This is a genomic window from Cellulomonas sp. RIT-PI-Y, from assembly GCF_025642745.1.
GTDB lineage: Bacteria > Actinomycetota > Actinomycetes > Actinomycetales > Cellulomonadaceae > Cellulomonas.
The window spans coordinates 25,640-50,215 of sequence record NZ_JANZKP010000024.1; the positions used below are offsets into that span (position 1 = coordinate 25,640).

At 71.8% G+C, this 24,576-nt stretch carries 24 protein-coding genes and 1 tRNA gene; 24 read left to right on the forward strand and 1 reads right to left on the reverse strand.

What is annotated here, in order from left to right:
- Positions 1-14: 14 nt before the first annotated feature.
- From rpmA to OGL89_RS09470, 17 genes are all read left to right on the forward strand, one after another.
- Positions 15-269 carry a 50S ribosomal protein L27 gene (gene rpmA / locus OGL89_RS09390; RefSeq protein WP_263119746.1) on the forward strand — a complete coding sequence of 85 codons (255 nt, stop codon included), beginning with the start codon at positions 15-17 and terminating at the stop codon, positions 267-269.
- Between the two features lie 102 nt (positions 270-371).
- Positions 372-1,892, forward strand: a complete 1,521-nt coding sequence (gene obgE / locus OGL89_RS09395; RefSeq protein WP_263119749.1) for a GTPase ObgE — start codon at positions 372-374, stop codon at positions 1,890-1,892.
- A gap of 51 nt (positions 1,893-1,943) precedes the next feature.
- Positions 1,944-3,092: a glutamate 5-kinase gene (gene proB / locus OGL89_RS09400; protein ID WP_263119751.1), complete on the forward strand. Its 1,149-nt coding sequence runs from the start codon at positions 1,944-1,946 to the stop codon at positions 3,090-3,092.
- Between the two features lie 43 nt (positions 3,093-3,135).
- Positions 3,136-4,428 carry a glutamate-5-semialdehyde dehydrogenase gene (locus OGL89_RS09405; RefSeq protein WP_263119752.1) on the forward strand — a complete coding sequence of 431 codons (1,293 nt, stop codon included), beginning with the start codon at positions 3,136-3,138 and terminating at the stop codon, positions 4,426-4,428.
- Between the two features lie 49 nt (positions 4,429-4,477).
- Positions 4,478-4,630 carry a hypothetical protein gene (locus OGL89_RS09410; RefSeq protein ID WP_168631324.1) on the forward strand — a complete coding sequence of 51 codons (153 nt, stop codon included), beginning with the start codon at positions 4,478-4,480 and terminating at the stop codon, positions 4,628-4,630.
- 15 nt (positions 4,631-4,645) lie between these two features.
- Complete coding sequence (gene nadD / locus OGL89_RS09415) at positions 4,646-5,248, forward strand: nicotinate-nucleotide adenylyltransferase (RefSeq protein WP_263119755.1); 603 nt, start codon at positions 4,646-4,648, stop codon at positions 5,246-5,248.
- A gap of 1,298 nt (positions 5,249-6,546) precedes the next feature.
- On the forward strand, positions 6,547-6,825 hold the full coding sequence (locus OGL89_RS09420) for a hypothetical protein (protein WP_263119757.1): 279 nt from the start codon (positions 6,547-6,549) through the stop codon (positions 6,823-6,825).
- A gap of 41 nt (positions 6,826-6,866) precedes the next feature.
- The gene (gene rsfS, locus OGL89_RS09425; RefSeq protein WP_263119759.1) at positions 6,867-7,259 is read left to right on the forward strand and encodes a ribosome silencing factor; all 393 of its coding nucleotides are present in this window, start codon (positions 6,867-6,869) and stop codon (positions 7,257-7,259) included.
- Positions 7,256-7,951 (forward strand): histidine phosphatase family protein, encoded by a 696-nt coding sequence (locus tag OGL89_RS09430; protein WP_263119761.1) that lies wholly within the window; start codon positions 7,256-7,258, stop codon positions 7,949-7,951. Before rsfS ends, OGL89_RS09430 begins: the two co-directional genes overlap by 4 nt.
- Before the next feature lie 106 nt (positions 7,952-8,057).
- Positions 8,058-8,133 (forward strand) — tRNA-Ala (locus OGL89_RS09435).
- 891 nt (positions 8,134-9,024) lie between these two features.
- Positions 9,025-10,401, forward strand: a complete 1,377-nt coding sequence (locus OGL89_RS09440; protein WP_263119763.1) for a hypothetical protein — start codon at positions 9,025-9,027, stop codon at positions 10,399-10,401.
- Positions 10,402-10,432: 31 nt separating this feature from the next.
- Positions 10,433-11,035 (forward strand): hypothetical protein, encoded by a 603-nt coding sequence (locus OGL89_RS09445; RefSeq protein WP_263119765.1) that lies wholly within the window; start codon positions 10,433-10,435, stop codon positions 11,033-11,035.
- Positions 11,036-11,324: 289 nt separating this feature from the next.
- The gene (locus tag OGL89_RS09450; RefSeq protein WP_263119767.1) at positions 11,325-12,263 is read left to right on the forward strand and encodes an iron-siderophore ABC transporter substrate-binding protein; all 939 of its coding nucleotides are present in this window, start codon (positions 11,325-11,327) and stop codon (positions 12,261-12,263) included.
- Positions 12,260-13,276: an iron chelate uptake ABC transporter family permease subunit gene (locus OGL89_RS09455; protein ID WP_263119769.1), complete on the forward strand. Its 1,017-nt coding sequence runs from the start codon at positions 12,260-12,262 to the stop codon at positions 13,274-13,276. The genes OGL89_RS09450 and OGL89_RS09455 overlap by 4 nt, the downstream gene beginning before the upstream one ends.
- A complete protein-coding gene (locus tag OGL89_RS09460) occupies positions 13,273-14,340 on the forward strand; it encodes an iron chelate uptake ABC transporter family permease subunit (RefSeq protein ID WP_263119771.1) in 1,068 nt (355 codons plus the stop codon). Before OGL89_RS09455 ends, OGL89_RS09460 begins: the two co-directional genes overlap by 4 nt.
- Positions 14,333-15,157 (forward strand): ABC transporter ATP-binding protein, encoded by an 825-nt coding sequence (locus OGL89_RS09465; RefSeq protein WP_263119773.1) that lies wholly within the window; start codon positions 14,333-14,335, stop codon positions 15,155-15,157. The genes OGL89_RS09460 and OGL89_RS09465 overlap by 8 nt, the downstream gene beginning before the upstream one ends.
- Positions 15,154-16,008: a siderophore-interacting protein gene (locus OGL89_RS09470; RefSeq protein ID WP_263119775.1), complete on the forward strand. Its 855-nt coding sequence runs from the start codon at positions 15,154-15,156 to the stop codon at positions 16,006-16,008. Before OGL89_RS09465 ends, OGL89_RS09470 begins: the two co-directional genes overlap by 4 nt.
- 81 nt (positions 16,009-16,089) lie before the next feature.
- Here OGL89_RS09470 and OGL89_RS09475 read toward each other — a convergent pair whose 3' ends face one another.
- Positions 16,090-16,899 carry a DeoR/GlpR family DNA-binding transcription regulator gene (locus tag OGL89_RS09475; protein WP_263119777.1) on the reverse strand — a complete coding sequence of 270 codons (810 nt, stop codon included), beginning with the start codon at positions 16,897-16,899 and terminating at the stop codon, positions 16,090-16,092.
- 278 nt (positions 16,900-17,177) lie between these two features.
- Between OGL89_RS09475 and OGL89_RS09480 the strand changes: the two genes are divergently transcribed.
- From OGL89_RS09480 to OGL89_RS09510, 7 genes are all read left to right on the forward strand, one after another.
- Positions 17,178-18,347, forward strand: a complete 1,170-nt coding sequence (locus OGL89_RS09480; protein ID WP_263119779.1) for a sugar ABC transporter substrate-binding protein — start codon at positions 17,178-17,180, stop codon at positions 18,345-18,347.
- 7 nt (positions 18,348-18,354) lie between these two features.
- Positions 18,355-19,371 carry a sugar ABC transporter permease gene (locus tag OGL89_RS09485; RefSeq protein ID WP_263119781.1) on the forward strand — a complete coding sequence of 339 codons (1,017 nt, stop codon included), beginning with the start codon at positions 18,355-18,357 and terminating at the stop codon, positions 19,369-19,371.
- 2 nt (positions 19,372-19,373) lie between these two features.
- Complete coding sequence (locus OGL89_RS09490; RefSeq protein WP_263119783.1) at positions 19,374-20,261, forward strand: carbohydrate ABC transporter permease; 888 nt, start codon at positions 19,374-19,376, stop codon at positions 20,259-20,261.
- Between the two features lie 49 nt (positions 20,262-20,310).
- Positions 20,311-21,177 carry a ketose-bisphosphate aldolase gene (locus OGL89_RS09495; RefSeq protein WP_263119786.1) on the forward strand — a complete coding sequence of 289 codons (867 nt, stop codon included), beginning with the start codon at positions 20,311-20,313 and terminating at the stop codon, positions 21,175-21,177.
- 63 nt (positions 21,178-21,240) lie between these two features.
- Positions 21,241-22,425, forward strand: coding sequence for an ADP-dependent glucokinase/phosphofructokinase (locus OGL89_RS09500; RefSeq protein ID WP_263119788.1), 1,185 nt, complete (start codon positions 21,241-21,243; stop codon positions 22,423-22,425).
- Positions 22,422-23,429, forward strand: coding sequence for an aldose 1-epimerase family protein (locus OGL89_RS09505; protein WP_263119789.1), 1,008 nt, complete (start codon positions 22,422-22,424; stop codon positions 23,427-23,429). The genes OGL89_RS09500 and OGL89_RS09505 overlap by 4 nt, the downstream gene beginning before the upstream one ends.
- A complete protein-coding gene (locus OGL89_RS09510; protein ID WP_263119790.1) occupies positions 23,426-24,445 on the forward strand; it encodes a class I mannose-6-phosphate isomerase in 1,020 nt (339 codons plus the stop codon). The genes OGL89_RS09505 and OGL89_RS09510 overlap by 4 nt, the downstream gene beginning before the upstream one ends.
- Positions 24,446-24,576 lie beyond the last annotated feature (131 nt).

Here is a 24,576-nt window from a genome sequence, read left to right on the forward strand (position 1 = left end):
AAGCAGGCCTTGAGATGGCACACAAGAAGGGCGCGAGTTCCTCGCGCAACGGTCGTGACTCGAACGCCCAGCGTCTGGGCGTCAAGCGCTTCGGCGGCCAGGTCGTCGGCGCGGGCGAGATCATCGTGCGGCAGCGTGGCACCCACTTCCACCCCGGCGTGAACGTCGGCCGTGGCGGGGACGACACCCTGTTCGCCCTGGCCCCGGGCGCGGTGCAGTTCGGCACCCGTCGCGGGCGCAAGGTCATCGACGTCGTCGTGGCGGACTGACCCGTAGTTCTCCGGTCGAAGGGGCGTACCGCGTCGGCGGTGCGCCCCTTCGCCATGTTTCAGTAGGTCCCGGGATCAGCCCGGGGAGCAGAGGAGTGAACGATGGCCGCCTTCGTCGACCGGGTGGTGCTGCACGCCAGTGGCGGTGACGGCGGCCACGGCTGTGCCTCGATCCGCCGGGAGAAGTTCAAGCCGCTCGCCGGCCCCGACGGCGGCAACGGCGGCAACGGCGGCAGCGTCGTGCTGGTGGTCGACCCGCAGGTGACGACGCTGCTCGACTACCACCACTCCCCGCACCGGCACGCCCCCTCCGGCACCCAGGGGATGGGCGACTACCGCGGCGGATCGACCGGCGCCGACCTGCTGCTGCCCGTCCCGGACGGCACCGTGGTGAAGAGTCTGGACGGCGAGGTGCTCGCCGACCTGGTGGGCGTGGGCGCCACCTACACGATCGCCGAGGGCGGCCACGGCGGACTCGGCAACATGGCCCTGTCCTCGCAGCGCCGCAAGGCCCCGGGCTTCGCGCTGCTCGGCGAGCCCGGCGACACCGCCGAGGTGGTGCTGGAGCTCAAGACCATCGCGGATGTCGCGCTGGTCGGGTACCCGAGCGCCGGCAAGTCCAGTCTGGTCGCCTCGATCTCCGCCGCCCGCCCGAAGATCGCCGACTACCCGTTCACCACCCTGGTGCCGAACCTGGGCGTCGTGCAGGCCGGGGACTCGCGCTACACCGTCGCCGACGTGCCGGGTCTGATCCCGGGCGCCAGCGAGGGCCGCGGCCTGGGACTGGAGTTCCTGCGGCACATCGAGCGCTGCGCGGTGATCGTGCACGTGCTGGACTGCGCCACCCTGGAGTCCGACCGCGATCCGATCCGCGACCTCGACGTGATCGAGGCGGAGCTGGCCGCGTACAGCGGGGACCTGCAGATCGAGGGCGGCCGGGTGCCGCTGAACGAGCGCCCGCGCCTGGTCGTGCTGAACAAGATCGACGTGCCGGACGCCCGGGACATGGCCGAGATGGTCCGCCCGGAGCTGGAGGCCCGCGGGCTGCGGGTGTTCGAGATCTCCACCGCCAGCCACGAGGGGCTGCGACCGCTGAGCTTCGCGCTCGGCGAGCTGGTCGAGCAGGCCCGCCGCGAGGCCCCGGAGCCGGAGGCCGCCCGGGTGGTGCTGCGGCCCAAGGCCGTCGACTCCAGCGGCTTCACCGTCACCCGCCGTCAGGACGGGGACCACGAGTACTTCCAGGTCCGCGGCGCCAAGCCGGAGCGCTGGGTGCGGCAGACCGACTTCACCAACGACGAGGCCGTGGGCTACCTGGCCGACCGGCTGGCCCGGCTGGGCGTCGAGGACAAGCTGCTGAAGAGCGGCGCGGTCGCGGGTGCGGAGGTCGTGATCGGCGAGGGCGACCGCGCGGTGGTCTTCGACTGGGAGCCGACGCTGATGACCGGCTCCGAGCTGCTCGGCGGCCCGCGTGGCACGGACATGCGACTGGAGGACACCAGTCGTCCGACCCGTGGCGAGAAGCGCAAGGAGTACAAGGACCGGATGGACGCGAAGGCCGAGGCCCGCGAGGAGCTGTGGCAGGAGCGTCAGGCCGGTCACTGGTCCGACCCCGACGTCGACTGAGCTGTCCGGGGTCCGGATGCCGGTGACGGCGGACCGCCCGGACGCGGGAGGATGGTGCCCGTGAGCGCCGCACCGTTGACCGACCGCCGACTGCTGCCCGAGGTCCACCGGGTGGTGGTCAAGGTCGGATCGTCCTCGCTGACCGACGACGACGGGAAGCTCGACCCGCGACGGCTGCACGACCTGGTGGACGTGCTGGCCGCCCGTGTGAACTCCGGGCACCAGGTCGTGCTGGTGTCCTCCGGTGCGATCGCCGCCGGGATGGACCCGCTGGGCCTGGCCCGTCGGCCGCGGGACCTGGCGACCCAGCAGGCCGCGGCCTCGGTCGGCCAGGGGCTGCTGGTGGCGCACTACACCCGGGCGTTCGCCGACCACGGACTGCGGGTGGGCCAGGTGCTGCTCACCGCGGACGACACCATGCGACGCGGGCAGTACCGCAATGCCCAGCGCGCGCTCGACCGGCTGCTCGACCTGGGCATCGTGCCGATCATCAACGAGAACGACACCGTCGCCACCGACGAGATCCGGTTCGGTGACAACGACCGGCTGGCGGCGCTGGTCTCGCACCTGGTGCACGCCGACGCCATGACGCTGCTGACCGACGTCGACGGGCTCTACACCGGCCCGCCGACCCACCCCGGCTCGGAGCGGATCGCCCAGGTGCGCGGGCCGAAGGACCTGGAGGGCATCGACGTCACCGCCAAGGGCAGCGGCGTCGGCACCGGCGGCATGGTCACCAAGCTGGAGTCGGTGGCGATCGCGACCGCCTCCGGCATCCCGGTGGTGCTGACCTCGGCCGCGCAGGTCGGCGGGGCGCTGGCGGGTCAGGACGTGGGGACCTGGTTCGCGGCCACCGGTCGGCGCACCTCGACCCGGCTGCTCTGGCTGGCCTACGCCGCCCGGACCCGTGGCCGGCTGGTGCTGGACGACGGTGCGGTCCGCGCCGTCGTCGAACGCGGCAAGTCCCTGCTGCCGGCCGGGGTGACCGCGGCCGACGGCGACTTCCACGCGGGCGATCCGGTGGAGCTGGTCGATCCCGCGGGCACGGTGATCGCCCGTGGTCTGGTCGCCTACTCCGCGGAGGAGGTGCCGGACCTGCTCGGGCACTCGACCTCCGAGCTGCGGGCCGAGCTGGGCCAGGGCTACGACCGTGAGCTGGTGCATCGCGACGACCTGGTGCTGGTGCGCCGGCGTCGCTGAGACGGCGGTCGTGGCGTCCCGGGGCCCGGACTAGGCTGTGCGGATGACCACCACCGCCGCCCATCCGGCCGCCGAGGTGAGCGAGCAGGTGCTCGCCGTGGCCCGTCGCGCCAAGGACGCCTCCCGTGCACTGGCCGTCGCCACCCGGGGGACCAAGGACGCCGCCCTGCACGCGCTGGCGGACGCCCTGGTCGCCCAGTCCGACCGGATCGTGACCGCCAACGCGGACGACCTGGACCGGGGCCGGGCCGACGGCACGTCCGCGGGGCTGCTCGACCGTCTGGCGCTCACGCCGGAGCGGATCGGCGCGATCGCCGCGGCGCTGCGTGACCTCGCCGCGCTGCCGGACCCGGTGGGGGAGGTCGTGCGCGGCTCCACCCTGCCGAACGGGCTGCGGCTGCGGCAGGTACGGGTGCCCATGGGCGTGGTCGGGATGATCTACGAGGCCCGCCCGAACGTGACCGTCGACGCCGCCGGGCTCGCGCTGAAGAGCGGCAACGCGGTCATCCTGCGCGGCGGCTCCGCGGCGGCCCGCTCCAACGAGGTGATCGTCGACGTGCTGCGCGAGGCGCTGGAGGCCCAGGGGCTGCCCGCCGACCTGGTGCAGTCCATCGACGCCTGGGGCCGTCCCGGCGGGGTGGCCCTGATGCACGCCCGTGGCCTGGTCGACGTGCTGGTGCCCCGCGGTGGCGCCGACCTGATCCGGACCGTCGTGCGCGAGGCCACCGTGCCGGTGATCGAGACCGGTGTCGGCAACTGCCACGTGTACGTGGACGCCAGCGCGGACCCCGCGGTCGCGCTGCCGATCCTGCTGAACTCCAAGACCCAGCGGGTCGGGGTGTGCAACGCCGCCGAGACGCTGCTGGTGCACCGGGACGCGGCCGCCGGCTTCCTGCCCTCGGCGCTGGCCGCGCTCGGCGAGGCCGGGGTCACCGTGCACGCCGACGACGCCTCCGCCGCGCTGGCCCCCGCCGGGGTGACGGTGGTCGCCGCCACCGAGGAGGACTGGGCGACCGAGTACCTCTCGCTGGACCTCGCGGTGCGGGTGGTCGACGACCTGGACGCCGCGATCGAGCACATCCGGACCTGGACCTCGGGGCACACCGAGGCGATCGTCACCCGGGACCTGGCGTCCTCCGAGCGGTTCGTCGCGGAGCTGGACTCGGCGGCGATCATGGTGAACGCCTCCACCCGGTTCACCGACGGCGGCGAGTTCGGGCTCGGCGCGGAGATCGGCATCTCCACCCAGAAGCTGCACGCCCGCGGCCCGATGGGGCTGGCCGAGCTCACCACCACCAAGTGGATCGTGCAGGGCGACGGGCACGTGCGCCCCTGACCCGACGTGCGACACTGAACCGTTCCGACGACGACACCCTGGAGGACCTGTGAACACTGTGCTGCGTGCCGCCGAGGCAGCTGCCGAGCACGGGAACGAGCTGCCTTTCCCGCCCGCCGTGTTCGGGCTGGCCGGCTTCGGCGCCCTGATCGCGTTGCTGCTGGTCACCTACGCGTTCCGGAGCGTCGGCACCCGCCACTGAGGCAGGGCGAGGAGTATGGCGCAGCGACGGACCCGACTGGGCGTGATGGGTGGCACCTTCGACCCCATCCATCACGGTCACCTGGTGGCCGCCAGCGAGGTGGCAGCCCGGTTCGAGCTGGACGAGGTCGTCTTCGTCCCCACCGGCGCCCCGTCGTTCAAGCAGAACGCCGACGTCACTCCGGCCGAGCACCGCTACCTGATGACCGTGATCGCCACGGCATCGAATCCGAGGTTCACCGTCAGCCGGGTGGACATCGACCGTCCGGGCCTCACCTACACCGTGGACACCCTGCGTGACCTCGCGGCGGAACGGCCCGACGCCGACCTGTACTTCATCACCGGGGCGGACGCCATCGCCCAGATCCTCACCTGGAAGGACTCCGCGGAGCTCTTCGACCTGGCACAGTTCGTGGCGGTCACCCGACCGGGCCACCAGCTGATCCTGGACGGACTGCCCACGCACCGGGTCAGCCAGTGGGAGATCCCGGCGCTGTCGATCTCCTCCACCGACGTGCGGGACCGAGCCCGGGCGGATCGGCCGGTGTGGTACCTGGTGCCGGACGGCGTGGTCCAGTACATCGCGAAACACCATCTGTACGAAGGTCAACAGTCATGAGCACACCCGGCACTCCGCTGACCCGGCGGCAGCTGCGCGAACTCGAGGCGGCCCGGCTCGCCGCCCAGGGCGACGGCGACCGTCCGGACGAGAGCGGCACGGCGACCCCCCCGCGCGGGACGGCCGCGCCTGCCGGCCGTGCCGGTGCCCCCGGGAACGGCGCCGGGACCGGACCCGGCCGTGGTGCGACCCCGGGTCCGGGTGCCGGACGTGCCTCCAGCGCAGGAGGAGCCGGTTCCGCGCCGGTGACGCCCGCCGGTGGGGCGGATGCCGCCGCGCGACCGTCGACGCCGACCGGTGCTCCCGGGGCCTCCCGGCGCTCGCTGCGCGGCGGCCCGGTGTCCGCGGTCGGTCCGGACGGGCGGACCGCGGAACAGGGGAGTGCGCCGTACCAGGTGCCGGGGATGCGGACCGACGCTCCGGCGCGCACCCGGCGATCGATCCGGTCGACCGACGGGGCGGTGCCGTCCACGGGGACAGGAACCGGAACCGCTGCTGCCACCGGTGCCACGGGGTCGACCGGAGGCGCTGGTGCCACCGGTGCCACGGGGGCGACCGGAGGCGCTGGTGCCACCGGGGCGCCCGGTACCGACCGGGGCCGGTCCGGTGCGGGGAGCCCGAGCGCGGCGGGTCCGCGCACCGGCGCTCGCGGTGCGGTGACCCCGGACGACGCTGCGACGCCGGGTCTTCCCCGATGGGGTGCGACCTCGGGTGCTCCGACCGGCGGGTCGGCCGCGCCGTCGACGCCGGGTGCGGCGACCGGCACGAACGCTCCGGGGGTCACCTCTCCGGCCCGTGGATCGGCATCGGCGTGGTCGCCGGCCGGTCCGGGGACGACTGGCCAGTCCGGTGCCTCGCGAACTGCCGGGCCGAGCGGTGGCACTTCTGCGGGTGGCGCTGCTGCCACGGGTGGTGCTGCTGCCACGGGTGCCGGTGCCGCCCCCGCCCCCGCGGGTCCCGCGCGCGCCTGGAGCCCGGCCGGGACCCCGGGAGCGGGCGCGACGACCCCACCGGGACGGACCAGCGGCTTCGCCGGGTCGACCCCGCCGGTCGCCGGTGGCGGGTCCGGTCTGGCGACCCGCACGCCGGGCGCCACCACCCGACCCGGTGGACCGGCCTCCGCGCCGGTCAGCGGTGCCGCCGCCGACGCCACGGCAGGCAGCGCGGCACCCGGCTCGGCGACGGCGTCTGCGGCGACCGGTGCCGCCACGACCGCGCCGTCCCGGAACACCTCGGCTCCGGACGCGTCCGCCGCCGAGGAGGAGGCGGTCCCGGACTGGCGCTCGCTGCTCAAGGCGATGGCGCCGCCGCCCGGGCCGACCCAGGAGCCGGCCGAGACCGGGAGCATCCCGGTGGTCGGCCCGACCGTCGAGGACGTGGGCGCCGACCAGGAGCTCCCGGAACGGATCCGCCGTCCGCTGCCCTTCACCTGGCTGCAGTGGATCATCCTGGTGGTGGTCTTCTTCGTGCTCGGCTTCCTGATCGTGCTGGTGGCCAAGACCGCCACCGGCGCGGAGGGCGACCTCGCCCCGACCGTGGCGCTGGCGGCGCAGTTGCTGCCCGCACCCCAGACCTGAACCACCCCGACCTGCACCACCCTGACTACCCGAGGAGACACGTGTCGGCTTCCGACCGCGCGATCGACCTGACCATCGCGGCCGCCCGCGCCGCCGCCGACCTGAAGGCGGAGGAGATCATCGCGCTGGACGTCAGCGAGCAGCTGGTGCTCACCGACTCCTTCCTGATCGCCTCCGGCACCAATGAGCGCCAGGTGAACGCGATCGTGGACGCCGTGGAGGAGGCCCTGCACAAGCTCGGCGCCAAGCCGCTGCGCCGCGAGGGCCGTTCCGAGGGCCGCTGGGTCCTGCTGGACTTCGGTGACGTCGTGGTGCACGTCCAGCACGCCGAGGACCGGGTGTACTACGCCCTGGAGCGGCTCTGGAAGGACTGCCCGGTGATCGAGCTGCCCGAGGACGTCCGCAGCGGCGAGGGCGCCGAGGCGGGGGAGTGACCGCCGGGCGGGTCGTGCTCTGGCGGCACGGCCGGACCGCCTGGAACGCCGGCGCCCGGCTGCAGGGCCAGTCGGACATCCCGCTGGACGAGGTCGGCCTCTGGCAGGCCGCGACCGCCGCGGAGTCCCTGGCCGCGCAGCATCGTCCCGCCCGCATCGTCAGCTCCGACCTGGGCCGGGCCCGGGCCACCGCGCAGGCGCTCGCCGACGTGACCGGGGTTCCGGTCGAGACCGACGAGCGGCTGCGTGAGCGGTCCTTCGGCGTCTGGGAGGGGCTGACCGGCGAGGAGATCGCCGCCGGCTGGCCCGAGGAGCAGAAGGTCTGGCGTGCCGGTGGACACCCGGAGGGGATCGACGCCGAGTCCCGTGCCACCGTTCAGCAGCGGATGGTCGACGCCGTGCAGGCGCATGCCGCCGAGCTCGGCCGGGAAGACGTCCTGGTCCTGGTCTCGCACGGCGCGGCGATCGGCGCCGGTCTGACCGGTCTGCTCGGACTGCCCGCCGAGTGGCGTGGCCTGTCCGGGATGTCGAACGCGCACTGGGCCGAGATCGTCCCGACCCGTCCCGGCAGCGAGCCCGCCTGGACCGTGCAGGTGCTGAACTTCGGCCCAGTGTGGGCGTCCTCGGACTGGAACGCCGGTCCGGACGCCGACGCGGAGACGCTGGCCGAGGAGGTCCGAGACCCGGCGTGAGACGGGTCACCGGAGCCGATTGGTGTTTCGGCTCGTGGATCGCCTATAGTCGTACACGCCCGCACGGCGGGTGATGAGGGAAAGATCCTCCGGGATCGGTACTCATGGGGCTGTGGCGCAGCTGGTAGCGCACCTGCATGGCATGCAGGGGGTCAGGGGTTCGAATCCCCTCAGCTCCACCACGATGTTCCTGCTCGAACCCGACAGGCGAGCAAGCAGTACATCAGATGGCAAGTTCACGAAGAGCCCACCGGCGACGGTGGGCTCTTCGTCTGTCTGGGGTAGGCCAGCTGCGGTGGTATGGCGGGTCGGTGCGGCAAGGTCGCGGGTGCCTGGGGGCCAACCGCCACCACGTCGGCGGAGCCGAAGTTCGTCGTCGAGAGCGGGACCGATCCAGCCAGCACGCCATGCGTGGACGACGCCATCGTGGTGGCCGGCGAGACGCGAGAGTGTGACACCCCGCTGCAGATCATCTACTCCGAGGCGTTCCACGCTGCCTGGGCGCGGATCGCTCGATATGGCGATGCATCAGCCGGGAACACCATCTCCGCCAGCATCGACCGGCAGATCGCGCCAGAAGGCGGTGATCGGCAGGAGACGACGGAGTCTGGCGCACAGAGCGCCGACACCACTCTGATCGTGCGCGGACACCGCAGACCAGGCTCTGCGTCACGGGATCGATCGGCGATGCGGGCGAGCGCATCGAACTCGCTGATCCCGTCTGCCTCTAGGCGCTCTATGCCACGCAGTCGACGACACGTCGGGGATGAGGAAGCTCCCAGGCGACGGCGGAACCAGCGATGTCCGAGGAGTGTGCGCAGAGCGAGAAGACTCGTGCGCGAGCTTTGGTCGGGCACCCGCCTGGCCGTCGCCTCCGGGATGAACTCCTGGCAACGCTGAGGTTTGGCTATGTGTCAACTGTGCAACAGCTGTGTCGCAACTAGTGACTCTCGATGGATGCCTCAATAGCGTGACAGGCATCGCGGTGGGTGGCACTTGCTCTCTCCTGAGATATGCGCCCTGCTGCGTGGCCGAGCCGCAGGGGGTCGGCCAGCACGCTTCCAGGGGGACGCATGCACCACATTTCCAGACGATCCGGAACGACAATGCTCAGCGTCGCGGTACTGCTTCTGTCCGGTTCGCTCAGCGCTGGGGCAAGTTCATCGGATCCGGCAACTCCGGATCCGCAGTCGCAGGTCTTGGCCTCGCGTGGCGACGATTCGCCACCGATCGTCGAGCTGTCTCGGGAAGACGGGCTCTTGGCGATCTCTCGGCTCGAAGCGGCTTCGTCGACGGCGCGCTCGGCTCCCGCCGAGAACTGTACCGGCGAGGATGGTGAGGGGCTCGAGATCTGTGTCGCGGTCGGAGGCGAACTCGCGCCCTCCGAGCTGGAGGCGGCGGAGCAGGACCTGGACGCGCGATCTGCCGAAGCTTCCCAGCCGGACGCACAGGCGCGGGGCGACGTCTCGATAGCGGCGATGCAGCAGTTGCCGCAGTGGTGCCTGGACCAGGGCGTCGCGAACACGATGTGGATCACTCGTACTGCTGGCTGCGGAATCTACTCCGGGACGTTGACCGTCACCCGGACCACCAATGGTGTGACGACCGTGGTCGGCACGATGAACTTCCTGACCTACCGGTACGTGTACACGGTCCAGAGCGTGACCACGGTGTGGGCGAACCAGGTCGAGGTCTCCCCGACGATCATCACCGGAGAGGCGTCGGGAACCCAGATCTCGGGCACCGCTCTCTGCGGGGGAACCGCGTGCGTTCCGGTCAGTCAGACGTTCCCCGTGCAGGTGCCGGGTGTGCACGGCAGCGCGAACGGCGAGTCGTACTTCGAGTGGCCTGCCGTACTCGGCGGGTCGGGCACCGCGACGCCCTCATGGCAGATCACTTTCAAGGCGCCGTCGGCTCAGAACCCGGCCGTCTACACGCCCGCGGCGACGCCGACGGTGAGGTGTGATCAGGCCTTGCCCGGATCGACGAGCGTCGGTTGCGTGATTCCCGGTGCGACACCCGAGCTGACGTATCCGCTCAGCGGGTACCCCGAGTTCGGTGCCCACCTCCTCAGTGCCGAATCCAGCGGACTGCCCGGGTCCTGGTACACCGGCACGCCTCTGCACCGCCTGACCAACGCGACCCTGCGCCAGCAGAACAGGGACACGGCGTGCCCCAGCTCGTTGGCACGACCGACCGGGAAGTCTTGTGACGAGTACCCGTTCGCTTCCACGTGGGAGGGTGCGTTCACCGGAGCGGGCGGCATCGGTGGCCGGACCTTCTCCTTCTGCCAGATCCCCAGCTTGCCGACCGGGGTGAGCGGACCCGGGTTCAGTGCATGCATGATCGACGAGAACGAGAACTCCTACGCCGGCAACCAGCTCAACACCGTCTTGTTTGTGCCGCTGAGAGTCATCGAGGGTGACGCGTTCTACGTGACGATCACCTAGAACTGGGTACGTCGGATGTGAGGTGGGGCAGATGCATTACGTGACCTGGGCAGACGATCGCGGTCTCGACCTTCGAGGTGCCGACATCTCGCCCCACCTCACCGGCGTCCTGGGTGGACTCCTGCAGCAACAACCCGGTGCCGCACCACGGATCCTGACCGGCATCGTGTCCGGCCCCGTGAACATCACCGTTCAGCACGTCGACCGGCCGCCGGTCGAGGTGGCGGACGGATGGGAAGACGTCGTCGAGGTCAGCTGCCGCGCTGTCGCTGACCTCGTTGTGGTAGCCGGACCGTACGCAGATGACCCTGCAGGTGCCGCGCTCAACCCCCCAGGGGCCGCGTCATTTCGGTTGCGAGCTCACGCTCGACACCGCGACATGCAGTTCGACCTCACCACGACCGAACCGCATGAGGAGTACCTCCTCATCACCTGGCCGGACTCCCCGGCGCCGGCACGCGTCCTTGCTACCGGGTCCCGATATGCGCGCCGTAGCGTCGCCGCTTCTTCCGTGCGACCGCCCGCGGTCGCGCGGCGTCGCACTTCGTGGTCGGAAGCCGATAGTGACCGTCTCACACGCGCACAAGAGAACCTGCTCGCACTAGACCGTGACCGCCGCCACGAGCCAACGTGACAGAAGCCGACCCAGGACGGCGATCCGACCGAATCGGGCAAAAACACGAGCGCTCTCTCCTGGCACCAGGGTGCAGGTGGCGCAGAGGGCTCGCTCGCAAGGCACGATGCCAGGCCCACCCTCGAACAACGGCGAAGGCCCCGCTCCGGCGGGGCCTTCGTCGTTCCCGGCCCCCACCGCTCGGTCCGTGGCGGTTTCTCACCGTTTGTCCCGGTCAGGTTAGGGTAGGCATTCCTTGCCTGGCCGTCGTGGGCGGTCCGGTTCCCCGACACGGAAAGAGGACTGCTCCATGCGCGTTTCCCCGGCTCGGCGGGTGGTGGCACTCGGTGCCGCATCCCTCGCCGCGGTGGTCGTCCTGGCCGGATGCTCGGCCGATTCCAGCGCGGAGCAGACGGCGTCCGCGCAGGCCACGTCCGCGACGCACGAGGTGGAGCACGCACGCGGCACCACCGAGGTGCCGGACGACCCGCAGCGCGTGGTGGTCCTGGAACCGGTCGAGCTGGACACCGCGGTGGCCCTGGGCGTGACGCCGGTGGGTGCGGCAGTGGCGAGCAATGTGGCGGGCATCCCGGAGTACCTGGACGTGGACGGAGTCGAGCCGGTGGGCACCGTGCCGGAGCCGGACCTGGAGGCGATCGCGGCGTTGCAGCCGGACCTGATCCTGGGCACGGAGTCGCGGCACTCGAAGCTCTACGACCAGCTGTCGTCGATCGCGCCGACCGTGTTCATGGCGACGCAGGCCGACCCGTGGCGGGAGAACGTGCTGCTGGTCGGGGAGGCGCTCAACCAGCGTGACGAGGCGCAGGAGCTGGTGGACGGATTCGACCAGCGGTGCGCGGAGATCGCGGACGAGTTCGACGTGGACGGCAAGACGGTGAACCTGATCCGGCCGCGGGACGAGACGACGCTGAGCCTGTACGGGCCGACCTCGTTCGGCGGCGGTGCGCTGGAGTGCGTGGGCCTGACCATCCCCGACCAGGAGTGGGAGGACGGCCTGCAGGCCGACCTGTCGCCGGAGAACATCCTCGCGGCGAAGGCCGACTACGTGTTCGTGACGACGGCTGACGTCGACGACCCCAGCACGATCCCGGCGGCGATCACCGAGAACAGCGCCGACTTCCCGTCGGTGACCCTGGTGGACACCAGCTACTGGGTGTCGGGGGTCGGTCCCCGGGGCGGGGCCCTCGTGCTCGACGACATCGAGCGGTTCCTCGCCGACCAGCAGTGAGCGCCGGACAGCCGGCGGGGCTCGGGCGGTTCGCCGTGGGGCTGGCCGTCCTGGCCGGCGTGCTGGTGGTCGCGGTGGGGCTCTCCCTGATGGTGGGGTCGAACTCGCTGTCCCCGCACGCCGTGCTGGAGGTGCTGCGCGGCGGCGGGACGGCGGAGGCCCGGTACGTGGTGCTCGATCTGCGGGTGCCGCGGACGCTCGCCGGGCTGGTGGTCGGTGCGGCGCTCGGTGCGGCGGGCGCGGTGATCCAGGCGTTCACCCGCAACCCGCTCGCCGACCCGGGGATCCTCGGGGTGAACGCGGGGGCCGCCTTCGCGGTCGCGCTCGGGGTGGCCTTCCTCGGGCTGCGCAGCCTGACCTCCGTGGTGGGGCTGGCGTTCCTCGGCGCCTTCGTGGTGACGGTCGCGGTGTACCTGATCGGGTCGGCGGGCCGAGGAGCCGCCGACCCGGTCCGGCTGACCCTGGCCGGGGTGGCCCTGGGAGCGGTGTTCTCCGGGCTGACCACCGGTCTGACCCTCAGCGACCCGGACGCGTTCGCCCAGATGCGGTCCTGGAACGCGGGCTCGTTGCTCGGCCGCGGGTTCGACGTGCTGGTCCCGGCGGCCGTCCTGATCGGTCTCGCGCTGATCGCGGCGACGGTGCTCGCGCCCGGACTCGACGCGCTCGCCCTCGGTGACGACGTGGCGCGGTCCCAGGGCGCGAACCTCCGCGTGATCCGGGCCGGTGCGGTCGTGGTGGTGACCGTGCTGGCGGGGACGGCCACCGCACTCGCGGGACCGATCTCCTTCATCGGGTTGATGGTGCCGCACGTGGTCCGCTGGGTGGCGGGGGTCGACCAGCGCCGGATCCTGATCGGCTCCGTCGTGCTGGCCCCGGTGATCGTGCTGCTGTCGGACGTGGTCGGGCGGGTGCTGATCGCGCCGGCCGAGATCCCGGTGGGTGTCGTGACCGCCCTGGTCGGCGCGCCGGTGCTGATCGTGCTGGTCCGCCGGCGGACGGCGAGCGCGCTGTGACCGCCCCCGCGACCGCCCGGGTCCCGGTGGACGTCGGCTATCGGCGGATGACCGTCCGGGTCGGCGGGTCGACGATCAGCCTGCGCGCGCGCAGTGTGCTGGTGGGCGTGCTGCTGGTGCTGGCGATCGGCGTGCTCGGCGTGCTGGCGCTCGGGCTCGGCACCTATCCGCTCAGTCCGTCGGCGGTGCTGCGGGTGCTGCTCGGCGGGGGCGAGGGTCTGGACCGGACCGTGGTGATGCAGTGGCGGCTGCCGCGGACCGGCGCCGCGATCGTGCTGGGCGGGTTCCTGGCGGTGGCCGGTGCGCTGTTCCAGACCGTGACCCGCAACCCGTTGGCCAGTCCCGATGTGCTCGGCCTGTCCAACGGCGCCTTCACCGGGATGCTGCTGACGACGGTGCTGCTGTCCGCGACCTGGCCGGTGATGACCGCGGGCGCCGTGCTGGGCGGCATGGCCACCGCCGCGCTGATCTGGGCGCTGGCGCGACGCGGCGGGGTGCAGGGGTTCCGGCTGATCGTGGTGGGCATCGGCGTGGCCGCGATGCTGGCCTCGCTGAACACCTGGATGCTGCTGGAGATCGAGCTGGAGACGGCGATGTTCGCCTCGGCGTGGGGTGCGGGCAGCCTGAACGGGGTCGCCGGGCCGCCGGTCGCCGGAGCGGTCCTGGCCGGGGTCCCGCTGCTGCTCGTCCTGCTGGTGATCGGTCCGCGGCTGCGGCAGCTGGAGCTCGGCGACGACCTGGCGACCGCCACCGGCGCCCGGCCGGGTGCGGTGCGGACGCTCGCCCTCCTGCTCGGCGTCGGGCTGGTGTCGATCTCGACCGCGGTGATCGGCCCGGTCGCGTTCGTCGCACTGGCGGCTCCGCAGGTGGCCCGCCGGCTCGCCCGCTCGCCCTCCCTGTCCCTGGTCCTCTCCGGCCTGGTCGGTGTCGTGCTGCTCCTCGGCTCGGACCTGGTCGCGCAGCACGTGCTGCCGGTGACGCTGCCGGTGGGCGTGGTCACCGTGTCCGTGGGCGGGCTCTACCTCGTCCTCACTCTGTTCCGGGAGATCCGTCGCCGTGCCTGACCCCCTCGTCCCCGACCACCACGACCGTCTGCATGCCGATCGGGTCACGCTCGGCTACGACGGCGATCCGATCCTGGCCGACCTGACCACGACGATCCCGGACGGGTCGTTCACCGCGATCATCGGCCCCAATGCGTGCGGGAAGTCGACGCTGCTGCGCGGTCTGTCCCGGCTGCTCACCCCGGCGTCCGGCCGGATCGTGCTGGACGGCAAGGAGATCACCAGCCGGCCGGCCAAGGACGTCGCCAAGCGGCTCGGCCTCCTGCCGCAGACCGCGATCGCCCCGGAGGGGATCACCGTGGCGGACCTGGTCGGGCGGGGCCGGTACCCGCACCAGGGGCTGCTGCGGCAGTGGTCCGACGACGACGAGGCGGCGGTGCAGGACGCGCTGGACGCGACCGGCACCCGGGAGCTCGCCCCCCGGCGGGTGGACGCGTTGTCCGGCGGCCAGCGCCAGCGGGTCTGGGTCGCGATGGTCCTCGCCCAGCAGACCGATCTGCTGCTGCTGGACGAGCCGACCACCTTCCTGGACATCGCCCACCAGGTCGACCTGATGGAGCTGTTCGCGCACCTCAACCGCGGTGGGCGGACGATCGTCGCCGTGCTGCACGACCTCAACCAGGCCGCCCGGTACGCCGACCACATCATCGCGATGCGCGGCGGGCGGGTGCTCACCACCGGCGCTCCCGCCGAGGTGGTGACCAGCGCGTGGGTGCAGGAGATCTACGGCCTGCCGAACGTGGTGATCGAGGACCCGATCACCGGCGGGCCCCTGGTCGTGCCGCGCCGGGTGCCGGTCCAGGAGCCGACCCGGTGACCGCCGCGGACCGGCCCTGGGAGTACAGCGCGTTCCCGGTCACGGTGGCGCGCACCCGGCGGCTGTCGCCCGGGTTCCTCCGGGTCACGCTCGCCGGGGACGCCCTGCGCGACTTCGCGCCGTGGGGACTCGACCAGCGGATCAAACTGGTGCTGCCGATGCCGGACGGGAGCACCCCGGAGTTCGGGCTGCTCGCCGAGCCGACCCCGCATCCGCGCGAGTGGTACGCGCGCTGGAAGGCGTTGCCCGAGGGCGAGCGGAACGTGCTGCGGACCTACACCCCGGCGGCGATCCGGCCCGGGGAGGGGGAGATCGACGTCGACCTGTTCCTGCACGAGCCGCCAGGCCCCGCATCGGCGTGGGCCCTGGGCTGTGCTCCCGGCGACCGTCTGGCGATCACCGGGCCGGATGTCCGGATGGGGTTCACCGGGTACGGCCTGCACTACGCGCCGCCGGTGCCGACCCGGCGGGTCCTCCTGGTCGGCGACGAGTCGGCGCTGCCCGCGATCGCGAACATCCTCGCCTCGCTCGAGCCGGAGGTCGCGGCCGAGGTGCTGCTCGAACTGGAGGACCGCGCGGACGACGTCCTGCCGCGACGCCCCGTGGGGGCTCGGGTGCGGGTGGTGGACCGGGCGGAGATCGCGGGTGCGGCGCTGGAGCGGGCGGCTCGCGACTGGGGTGTGGCCGACGGGGCGGCCGCGGTCGCCGATCCGGGGTTCTACGCCTGGATCGCGGGGGAGGCGACCGCGAGTGCGCGGATCCGGCGCCACCTGACCGCGGAGCTCGGCCTGCCCAAGGAGCAGGTCTCCTTCCTCGGGTACTGGAAGCTCGGCGGACCGTTGATCGGGTGACGCCGGGGCGCCGGCCGCGCAGGCGGGGGCTGCTCCGACCGGGTGTGCACGTCGGTGGGCGGGGTCGGCTGAGCCGCAGCGTCAGGCGGGCGGCAGCAGGACCTCCACCCCGGCCTCGTCCAGCGCGCGCCGCAGGTCGGTGGGCGGGGCGGAGTCGGTGACCAGGTAGTCCGCCCGGTCGAGCGTGGCGATCTGCGCGAACAGCCGTCGGCTGAACTTGGAGGAGTCCGCCAGGATCGCGACGGTGTCGGCGCGCTCCATCATCTCGCTCATCATCGAGGCCTCCACCAGGTTGCTGGTGGAGTAGCCGACGTCCGGGGAGACCGCCCCGACGCCGATCAGGGCCAGGTCGCAGCGGATGTCGACCTCCGGCTGGTTCCAGGACGGGAAGCGCACCGGGCCGAGGGTGGCCTGGTCGGTGATCCGGACCGCGCCGCCGAACACGTACAGGTCGCGGTAGGTGACCGGGTTCAGCTCGGTGGCGCCGCGCAGGCTGTTGGTGGCCACCGTGAGGTCCCGGTGGTCCGAGAGCGCGCGGATGGTGGCCAGAGCGGTGGTCCCGGCGTTGACGATGATCGCCTGGCCGTCGCGCACCAGTCCCGCGGCGAGGCTGCCGATCTGCTCCTTGGCGTGGGTCTGCAGGCGCATCCGCACGTCCAGCTCGGTGTTCGGGCGGGGGGCCGCGGCCAGGCCGACCGCGCCGCCGTGGGTGCGGACCAGGACTCCCTCGGTGTCCAGCTGGTCGAGATCGCGCCGGATGGTGTCCGCGGAGACCTCGAACCGCTCGGCGAGCTGGGCGACCGTGACCTCACCGGAGTCGGTGACGAAGGCCGCCAGCTCGGCCTTGCGACCGGCGGGCAGGCGGCGGGGGCTGGCGTCCGGACTCGACATGCAGACACTTCTAGCACAAAACCGCGAGTTCCCGAGGTCAAATCGGGCGTAACAGCATGATCACGGGGGTTGACCGCGCCCAGATGCCGCACTAGCGTGCTCAAACACGCAAAGATGCGCACCCAGCCGCAAGAAGCGGCACTGGAGGGAGAGCCATGAGCAACGGAGCTCGGAAGCGTCGTGGGGCAGCAGTCGGTGCAGTGGTCGGGGCCGCGGCCCTGGTGCTGACCGCATGCGGTGGTGGTGGCGACGCCGCGGGTGGATCGGACGGGGGAGACGTGACCCTCGAGTTCGCGCAGTGGTGGGAGCCGGAGCTGCCGGACGGCGCCCTCCGCGCGCTGATGGACCAGTTCGAGGAGGAGAACCCGGGGATCACGGTGGACCTGCTGAGCGGGCCCTACGCCTCCACCAAGGAGCAGGTGCTCGCCGGGGCCGCGGCCGGGACCATGTCCGACGTGGTCGGGCTGGACGGCGCCTGGGTCAACGACTTCGCGAAGCAGGGATCGATCGCCGATCTGTCCGCCCTGATGGCGGAAGACGGATTCGACGACAGCCAGCTGGTCAGCCAGGTGCAGGTCGACGGCAGCACCTACATGATCCCGGTGATCAACTTCGTGTATCCGATGTTCACCAACGACGACCTGCTCGGGCAGGCCGGGGTGAGCGCTCCGCCCAGCACCCGGACGGAGTTCGCGGACGCGGCGGAGGCGGTCACCGCGCTCGGCGACAACACCTACGGGTGGGTGCTGCCGCTGTCGCTGGAGGCGCCCAACGGCGTGCAGAACGACGTGATGTCCTGGGTCTGGGCCTCCGGCGGTTCGATGCTGGAGGACGGCCAGCCGGCGCTCACCGGCAACCCCGACGTGGCCAGCGGCGTGCAGTTCGTCGCCGACCTCTGGGACGACGGCGTGGTCGCGCCGGGCTCGTTCACCATGAAGGAGCAGGACAAGGTCGAGGAGTTCTCCAACGGCCGGGTCGGCATGATGATCGACTCCCTCGCGCACGTCACCACGATCCAGGAGGCGAACCCCGACCTGCACTTCTCGATCTCGGCGATCCCGGCCGAGGACGGCTACGACGGCGAGCGGGGCATCCCCTACGCCTCCTGGGGCATCGGCGTCGCCCAGAACTCCGAGCACCAGGCCGAGGCGATGAAGCTGGTCGAGTTCCTGATGGGCGAGGACGTCAACGCCGAGCTGTCCTCGACGGCGAACGCGTTCCCGGGGAACACCGCGTCGGTGCCGGACTTCGTCGAGGACGACGAACTGTTCGCCACCGCGTTCGAGATCTACCAGGACGGCTACCCGGCCAACGAGTTCACCGGGCTGCCGGTCGCGGAGGAGCTGATGCGCCAGTTCGGCGAGCAGCTGCAACGCACGCTGAACGGCGACCAGAGCGTGGACGACCTGCTCGCGAACGCGCAGAAGTCGTGGGAGAGCGAGTTCTAGGCGCCCGATGACGGCCCGTGCCGGGCGGCGGCGCACGTCGCCCGGCACGCTGGTGAAGGAGACGACCGTGATGCTCTCGCACGTCGACCGGCCCGTGGCACTCGGGCAGGTCACCACCCCACGGCAGCAGCCCGCACGACCGGGTCTGGCCCGGCTGCGGCGCCGGCTGACGCCCTACGCCTTCCTCACACCCACCGGTGTGCTGATGGCGATCCTCATGCTCACGCCGATCGTGATGGTGATCTGGTACTCGCTGCTCAACGGCGTGATCACCACCAAGGACTCGACCTTCGTCGGATTCGACAACTACCTCGAGGTCCTGACCGATCCGGTGTTCTACACCGCGGTGCGCAACACCCTGGTGTTCACCGGCACCAGCGTCGTCGCACACTTCGGGCTCGGCCTGGGCTTCGCGATGCTGCTCAACACCCCGCTGCTCAGTCACCGGGTCAAGGCGGCGTTCCGGGTGATCTACGTGCTGCCCTGGCTGTTCACGGTGGCGATCATCGCGGTGCTGTGGCGGCTGCTGCTCAACCCGAACGGCGTGATCAACTACCTGCTCGGCTCGGTCGGGCTGACCGGCGGTCAGACCGAGTGGCTGGCGGACCCGAGCACCGCGCTCGCGGCGGTGACCTTCATCAACGTCTGGGCCGGCTACCCGTTCTTCATGATCAGCCTGCTGGCCGGGCTGCAGGGCATCCCCCGCGACCTGTACGAGGCGGCGCGGGTCGACGGCGCCACCCCCTGGCAGCAGTTCCGGAACGTCACCCTCCCGCAGCTGCGGCCGATCATCGTGTCGATGGCGCTGCTGGACTTCATCTGGACCACCCAGCAGTTCGCGCTGATCTGGATGACCACCGGCGGCGGCCCGATCAATGCCACCGAGATGCTGAGCACCTTCACCTACAAGCTCGCCTTCAGTCGGTACGAGTTCTCCGTGGCGTCCGCCGCCGCGGTGATCGTGCTGCTGCTGTCGATGGTGATCGCATTCTTCTACGTCCGACACCAGAAAGCGCGGGACTGATCATGGCCATTGTCGTCCAGAATTCCGCCCGCATCGACGTCGGTCCGCCGCGGCGACGTCCGCCCGGCAAGCGCGGCCAGAAGACCGCCCTGCTGGCCGCCCTGACGGTGGGCGCGTTGTTCTCCGGCCTGCCGGTGCTGTGGATGCTGGCCAGCTCGTTCAAATCGAACCCGGAGATCTTCGCCACGCCGCCCCGGCTGGTGACCCCCGGCTTCTCCCTCGACGCGTACACCACGATCCTCACCGACCCGGTGAAGCTGCGGTTCTTCGGCAATAGCTACCTGGTGGCGCTGAGCGTCACGCTGCTCACCCTGGTGGTCGCCGTCCTGGCCGCCTACGCGTTCAGCCGGTATGAGTTCGCCGGCAAGCGCGTGATCAACATCGTGATCGTGTCGGTGCAGGCCGTGCCGCCGATCACCCTGCTGATCCCGTACTTCGGGCTGGTCGTCGGCCTCGGGCTCTACAACACCTACCCGGGTCTGATCCTCACCTACATGGTGTTCACGCTGCCCTACGCGATCATCATGATGACCGGGTACTTCAACACGCTGCCGCGGGAACTGGACGAGGCCGTCAAGGTCGACGGCGCCGGTCCGATGACCGCCCTGTGGCGCATTCTCGTGCCGATCTCGGTGCCCGGGCTCGTCTCCGTGGGGATCTACACGTTCATGATCGCGTGGAACGAATTCCTGTTCGCGCTGACCCTGACGCGGACCGAGAACATGCGCACGGTGCCGATCGGCATCCAGCTCCTCATGGGCCAGCACTCGTACGAATGGAACGAGATGATGGCCATGAGCATCCTCGGGTGTATTCCCGTCCTCATTCTGTTCCTGTTCTTCCAGCGGTATTTCATCGGTGGGATGACGGCAGGCGCGGTCAAGGTCTGACCCGCGCGCAGCTTCCGCACGACGACCACACACACGAAGGAGTCACCCCATGTTGATGAACGGCGCGGACCTGCTGGCGGTCGCGAACGAGCACAGCTTCGCGGTACCGGCGTTCAACATCAGCGACTGGGCGATGTTCACGGGGATCATCGAGGTCTCCGAGCAGCGTCGCTCGCCGCTGATCGTCGCGATCCACCCGGACGAGGTCAGCCACATCGGCCACGACCTGCTCGCCGCGATCGTGCAGCGGGCGCACACGTCGAGCGTGCCGGTGACGATCCACTGGGACCACGGCGGCACCTACGAGCAGATCCTGACCGCGATCCAGATCGGCTTCACGTCGGTGATGATCGACGGGTCGATGCTGCCTTACGAGGAGAACGTCGCCCTGACCGCCCGGGTGGCCGAGGCCGCGCACGCGGTGGGCCTGTCGGTCGAGGGCGAGTTGGGCACCATCGGCAAGCTGGACGAGCAGGCCGAGGCCGGTGTCGCGGTCTCCGACATCATCTACACCGACCCGGACCAGGCCGAGGACTTCGTCCGGCGCACCGGGGTGGACTCGCTCGCGGTGGCGATCGGCACCGCGCACGGGCTCTACCCCAAGGGCCTCAAGCCGGAGCTCAAGCTCGACCTGCTGCAGGAGCTCAAGTCCCGGCTGCCGATCCCGCTGGTGCTGCACGGCGGATCGGCCAACCCGGACGAGGAGATCGGCCGGGCGGTGAAGCTCGGCGTCAACAAGGTGAACATCTCCAGCGACATCAAGGTCGCTTACCACGACCGGATGCGCGAGGTGCTGGCCGACCCGACGCTGCGCGAGCCGAACACGATCCAGCCCCCGGCGATCGAGGCGATGAACGAGGTCGCCGCGCACAAGATCGAGCTGTTCGACGCGGCCGGACGCGCGGACCTGTACTGATCACCGCTCCCGGGCCCGCCGGAGTCGGTGGGCCCGGGACCGCGAGGCGAAGGGGCAGTGCGGATGGGCACGCGCTATGTGCTGGGGCTGGGTGGCACCGTCGACTACGAGATCGGGTGGGACCCGGAGCTGCTCGGCTCGCTCGCCGCGCGGTGGGGGATCCGGCCGGACGAGCTCGACCCGGGACGGAGCATCGACAGCGAGCGGGACCTGCTGTGCTCGCTGCTGGGCTTCCTCCGGAGCGGGTCCGGCGGTGAGCGGTTCGTGGCGTCCTCCCGGATCCTCGCGGACTTCGCGGCGCGGTTCGACCGGCGGATCACGCTCGGCGGCACCTGCGTCCGGGCCGCGATGGTGCTGGAGCGGTTCGGTCTGCCCGCCCTGGTGCACCTGGTCAGCATCGACGACGACGTCCGGCGCCTGCTGCCGGCCGGCACCGAGTACCTGTGCTCCGCCGACCGCGACAGCACCGACCCGCACCTGATCGTGCAGTTCCCGTCCGGCGCCACGGTGCCGGTGGGCGGGATCGAGGTGGTGGCGGCCCGGGCGAACCGGCTGATCTACGTCAACGACCCACCGAACCGGGAGCTGGTGCTCGACCCGGCGCTCGGCGACGAGCTGGCCGCCGCGGACGTGGTGCTGCTGTCCGGGTTCAACGTGATCCAGGACCCGGCGGTGCTCGCCGACCGACTGGGCACGTTGACCGCCGACCTGGACCGGCTCCCGCCCGCCGGCTTCGTGTACTTCGAGGACGCGGGGTACCACGTGCCCGCCCTCACCGCCGCGGTGCGGGACGCACTGGCGCCGCGGGTGGACGTGTGGGCGATGAACGAGGACGAGTGGCAGGCCTGGATCGGTCGGCCGGTGGACCTGCTGGACGCCGAGGACGTCGCCGGCGCGCTGCTGGCGTTGCGGGCGGTGGTGCCCGCGCGCACTCTCGTGCTGCACACCCAGCACTGGGCGCTGGCCGAGGGGGAGCGGGCCGCCGAGCTCCGTGCGGCGCTGCGGGGCGGGATCGTGGCGGCCGGGACCCGGTACGCGCACGGCGACGACTTCACCGCGGAGCAATACCGCGCGATCGCCGACCGGGAGCCCGGGCCGCTGGGCTCGGGACTGGCCGAGCGACTGGCCGGCGTCGCCCCGGCGGTGGTGGTCGAACCCGCTCACCAGCTCGACGTGCCCCGGCCGACGACGATCGGACTGGGCGACACCTTCGTCGGCGGCTTCCTGTCCGCGCTGGCCCGCCGATGAGCCCGACGGCGAGGGAGCTGCTGCGCGACGGTCTGGTGACGCTGCCGGAATCGGTGGCCGACGTGCAGGAGGTCCGCACGCCCGGCGGAGAGCGGCTGATCCAGCTCCGGCTGCTGGACGGCCTGTCCCTCGACCTGCGACCCGATCACGGGTTGGACCTCGGCGCGGCCTGGTGGAGTGGGGTGCCGATCGCCTGGCGCTCACCGCACCGGGTCGACCCGGGGCCGGGTCACGACTGGGAGCAGCGGTTCCTCGGCGGACTGCTGGTCACCTGCGGGCCGGAGAACATCGGGCCGCCGACCGCCACGGCTGGACAGCACGGCAGCCACCATCACACCCCGGCGACCGAGGTGCGCTGGTGGCGGGCGGAGGTCGCCGACGAGGTCGAGGTGCACGTCTCCGGCGTGATCGGTCACACCACCCTGTACGGCACCCGCCTGACCGTGCACCGCGAGGTCGTCGCCCGGACCGGCCGGGCGCGGGTCGAGGTCCGGGACGTGATCCGCAACGACGGCAACGCCCCGGTCGGCGTGCCGCTGCTCTACCACGTGAACCTCGGCGCGCCGTTGCTGGCGCCGGACGCCCGGCTGGTCCTCGGCGGCTCCGACGGGCCGGTGACCACTCGGCTGCGCGAACCCCTGCCGCCCGGCCGCGACCCGCTCGCGATGCCCGACCCCTCCTGCACCGCGGATGCGGTCGTCGCGGAGCACCGAGCGGTCCGGGTCGACCCGGACGGGCGCTCGCGGGCGGTGCTGGAGCCCGCCGCCGGTCCCCGGATGGTCGTCGACTGGACCGCTCCGACACTTCCCCGGCTGTGCACGTGGGCCTGGCCGGAGCGCGGCGCATGGGTGCTCGGGGTCGAGCCGACGAACGCCCCGTTGTTCGGCCCGGAGCGCGACGGGTCGTTCGGCGGAGCGCCGGTGCTCGGACCCGGCGAAGAATGGCGGACCGCGGTCGCGGTCGAGATCGTCCCGGCGGACGCCGGGCAGGAGGAGCACGGATGACCCCGTCCCCGCACGCACCAGGTCGACCGGTGCCGCTGCCCGCGCACCAGCCCGCCGACCGGTTCTACGCCGGTGGCGCACGCATCGCCGCGTTCCGCGGCCCCTCAGGTGGACCGGCCGTGGGCGACCACGTGCCGGAGGACTGGGTGGGGTCGACCACCACGCTGTTCGGCGAATCCGTGCTCGGGCTGACCCGGCTGCCCGACGGCCGACTGTTGCGCGACGCGGTCCGGGCGGATCCGGTCGGCTGGCTCGGGCCCGACCAGGCGGCGGCGACCGGTGCCGACACCGGGCTGCTGGTGAAGCTGCTGGACGCGGGGGAGCGACTGCCCGTGCACGGACACCCGGATGCCGGATTCGCCGGGCAGCACCTGGGGCTGGCGCACGGCAAGACCGAGGCGTGGATCGCGCTGACCGCCGCGCCGGTGCACCTCGGATTCCGCCGGGAGGTCTCCGCCGCCGAGCTGGCCGACTGGGTCGAGCGGCAGGACACCGCGGCGATGCTCGACGCGCTGCACACCCTGGACCTGGAACCCGGTGATGCGGTGCTGGTCCCGGCCGGTCTGCTGCACGCCATCGGCGCCGGGGCGTTCGTGGTCGAGCTCCAGGAGCCCACGGATCTGTCGATCCTGGCCGAGTGGACCGGATTCGCCATCGACGGCGCCCGCGACGGTCACCTGGGCCTGGGCTTCGACACCGCGCTGACCGCGGTGGACCGTCGGGCGTGGACGGTCGGGGAGATCGAGGCGCTGCGCGGTGCCCGGTCCGGGGAGGTCGGGGATCTGCTGCCCCGGGCGGCGGAGTTCTTCCGGGTGGAGCGCGCGACGGGGTCCGGGCGGTGGGACGCCGGGTTCGCGGTGCTGGTGGTGACCGCGGGCGCGGGGACGGTGGGGGAGCTGGCGGTGCGCCGGCGGTCGACCGTGCTGGTGCCGTGGGCCGCGGGCGAGCTGCCGTTCGCGGGGGACGCGGAGTTCGAGGTGCTGCGCTGCCGACCGCCTGCACCGCCGGTCGACTGAGGTCCCGATCGGCAGAGGTGCCGATCGGCTGAGGCGGCGCCGGTCGTTGGACGCCTGGCAGGGGGGTGGCTTCCTGTGGCGAGTTCGGTACTTCTGCGGCGAGTTCGGTCGCCGAGGTACCGAACTCAGCA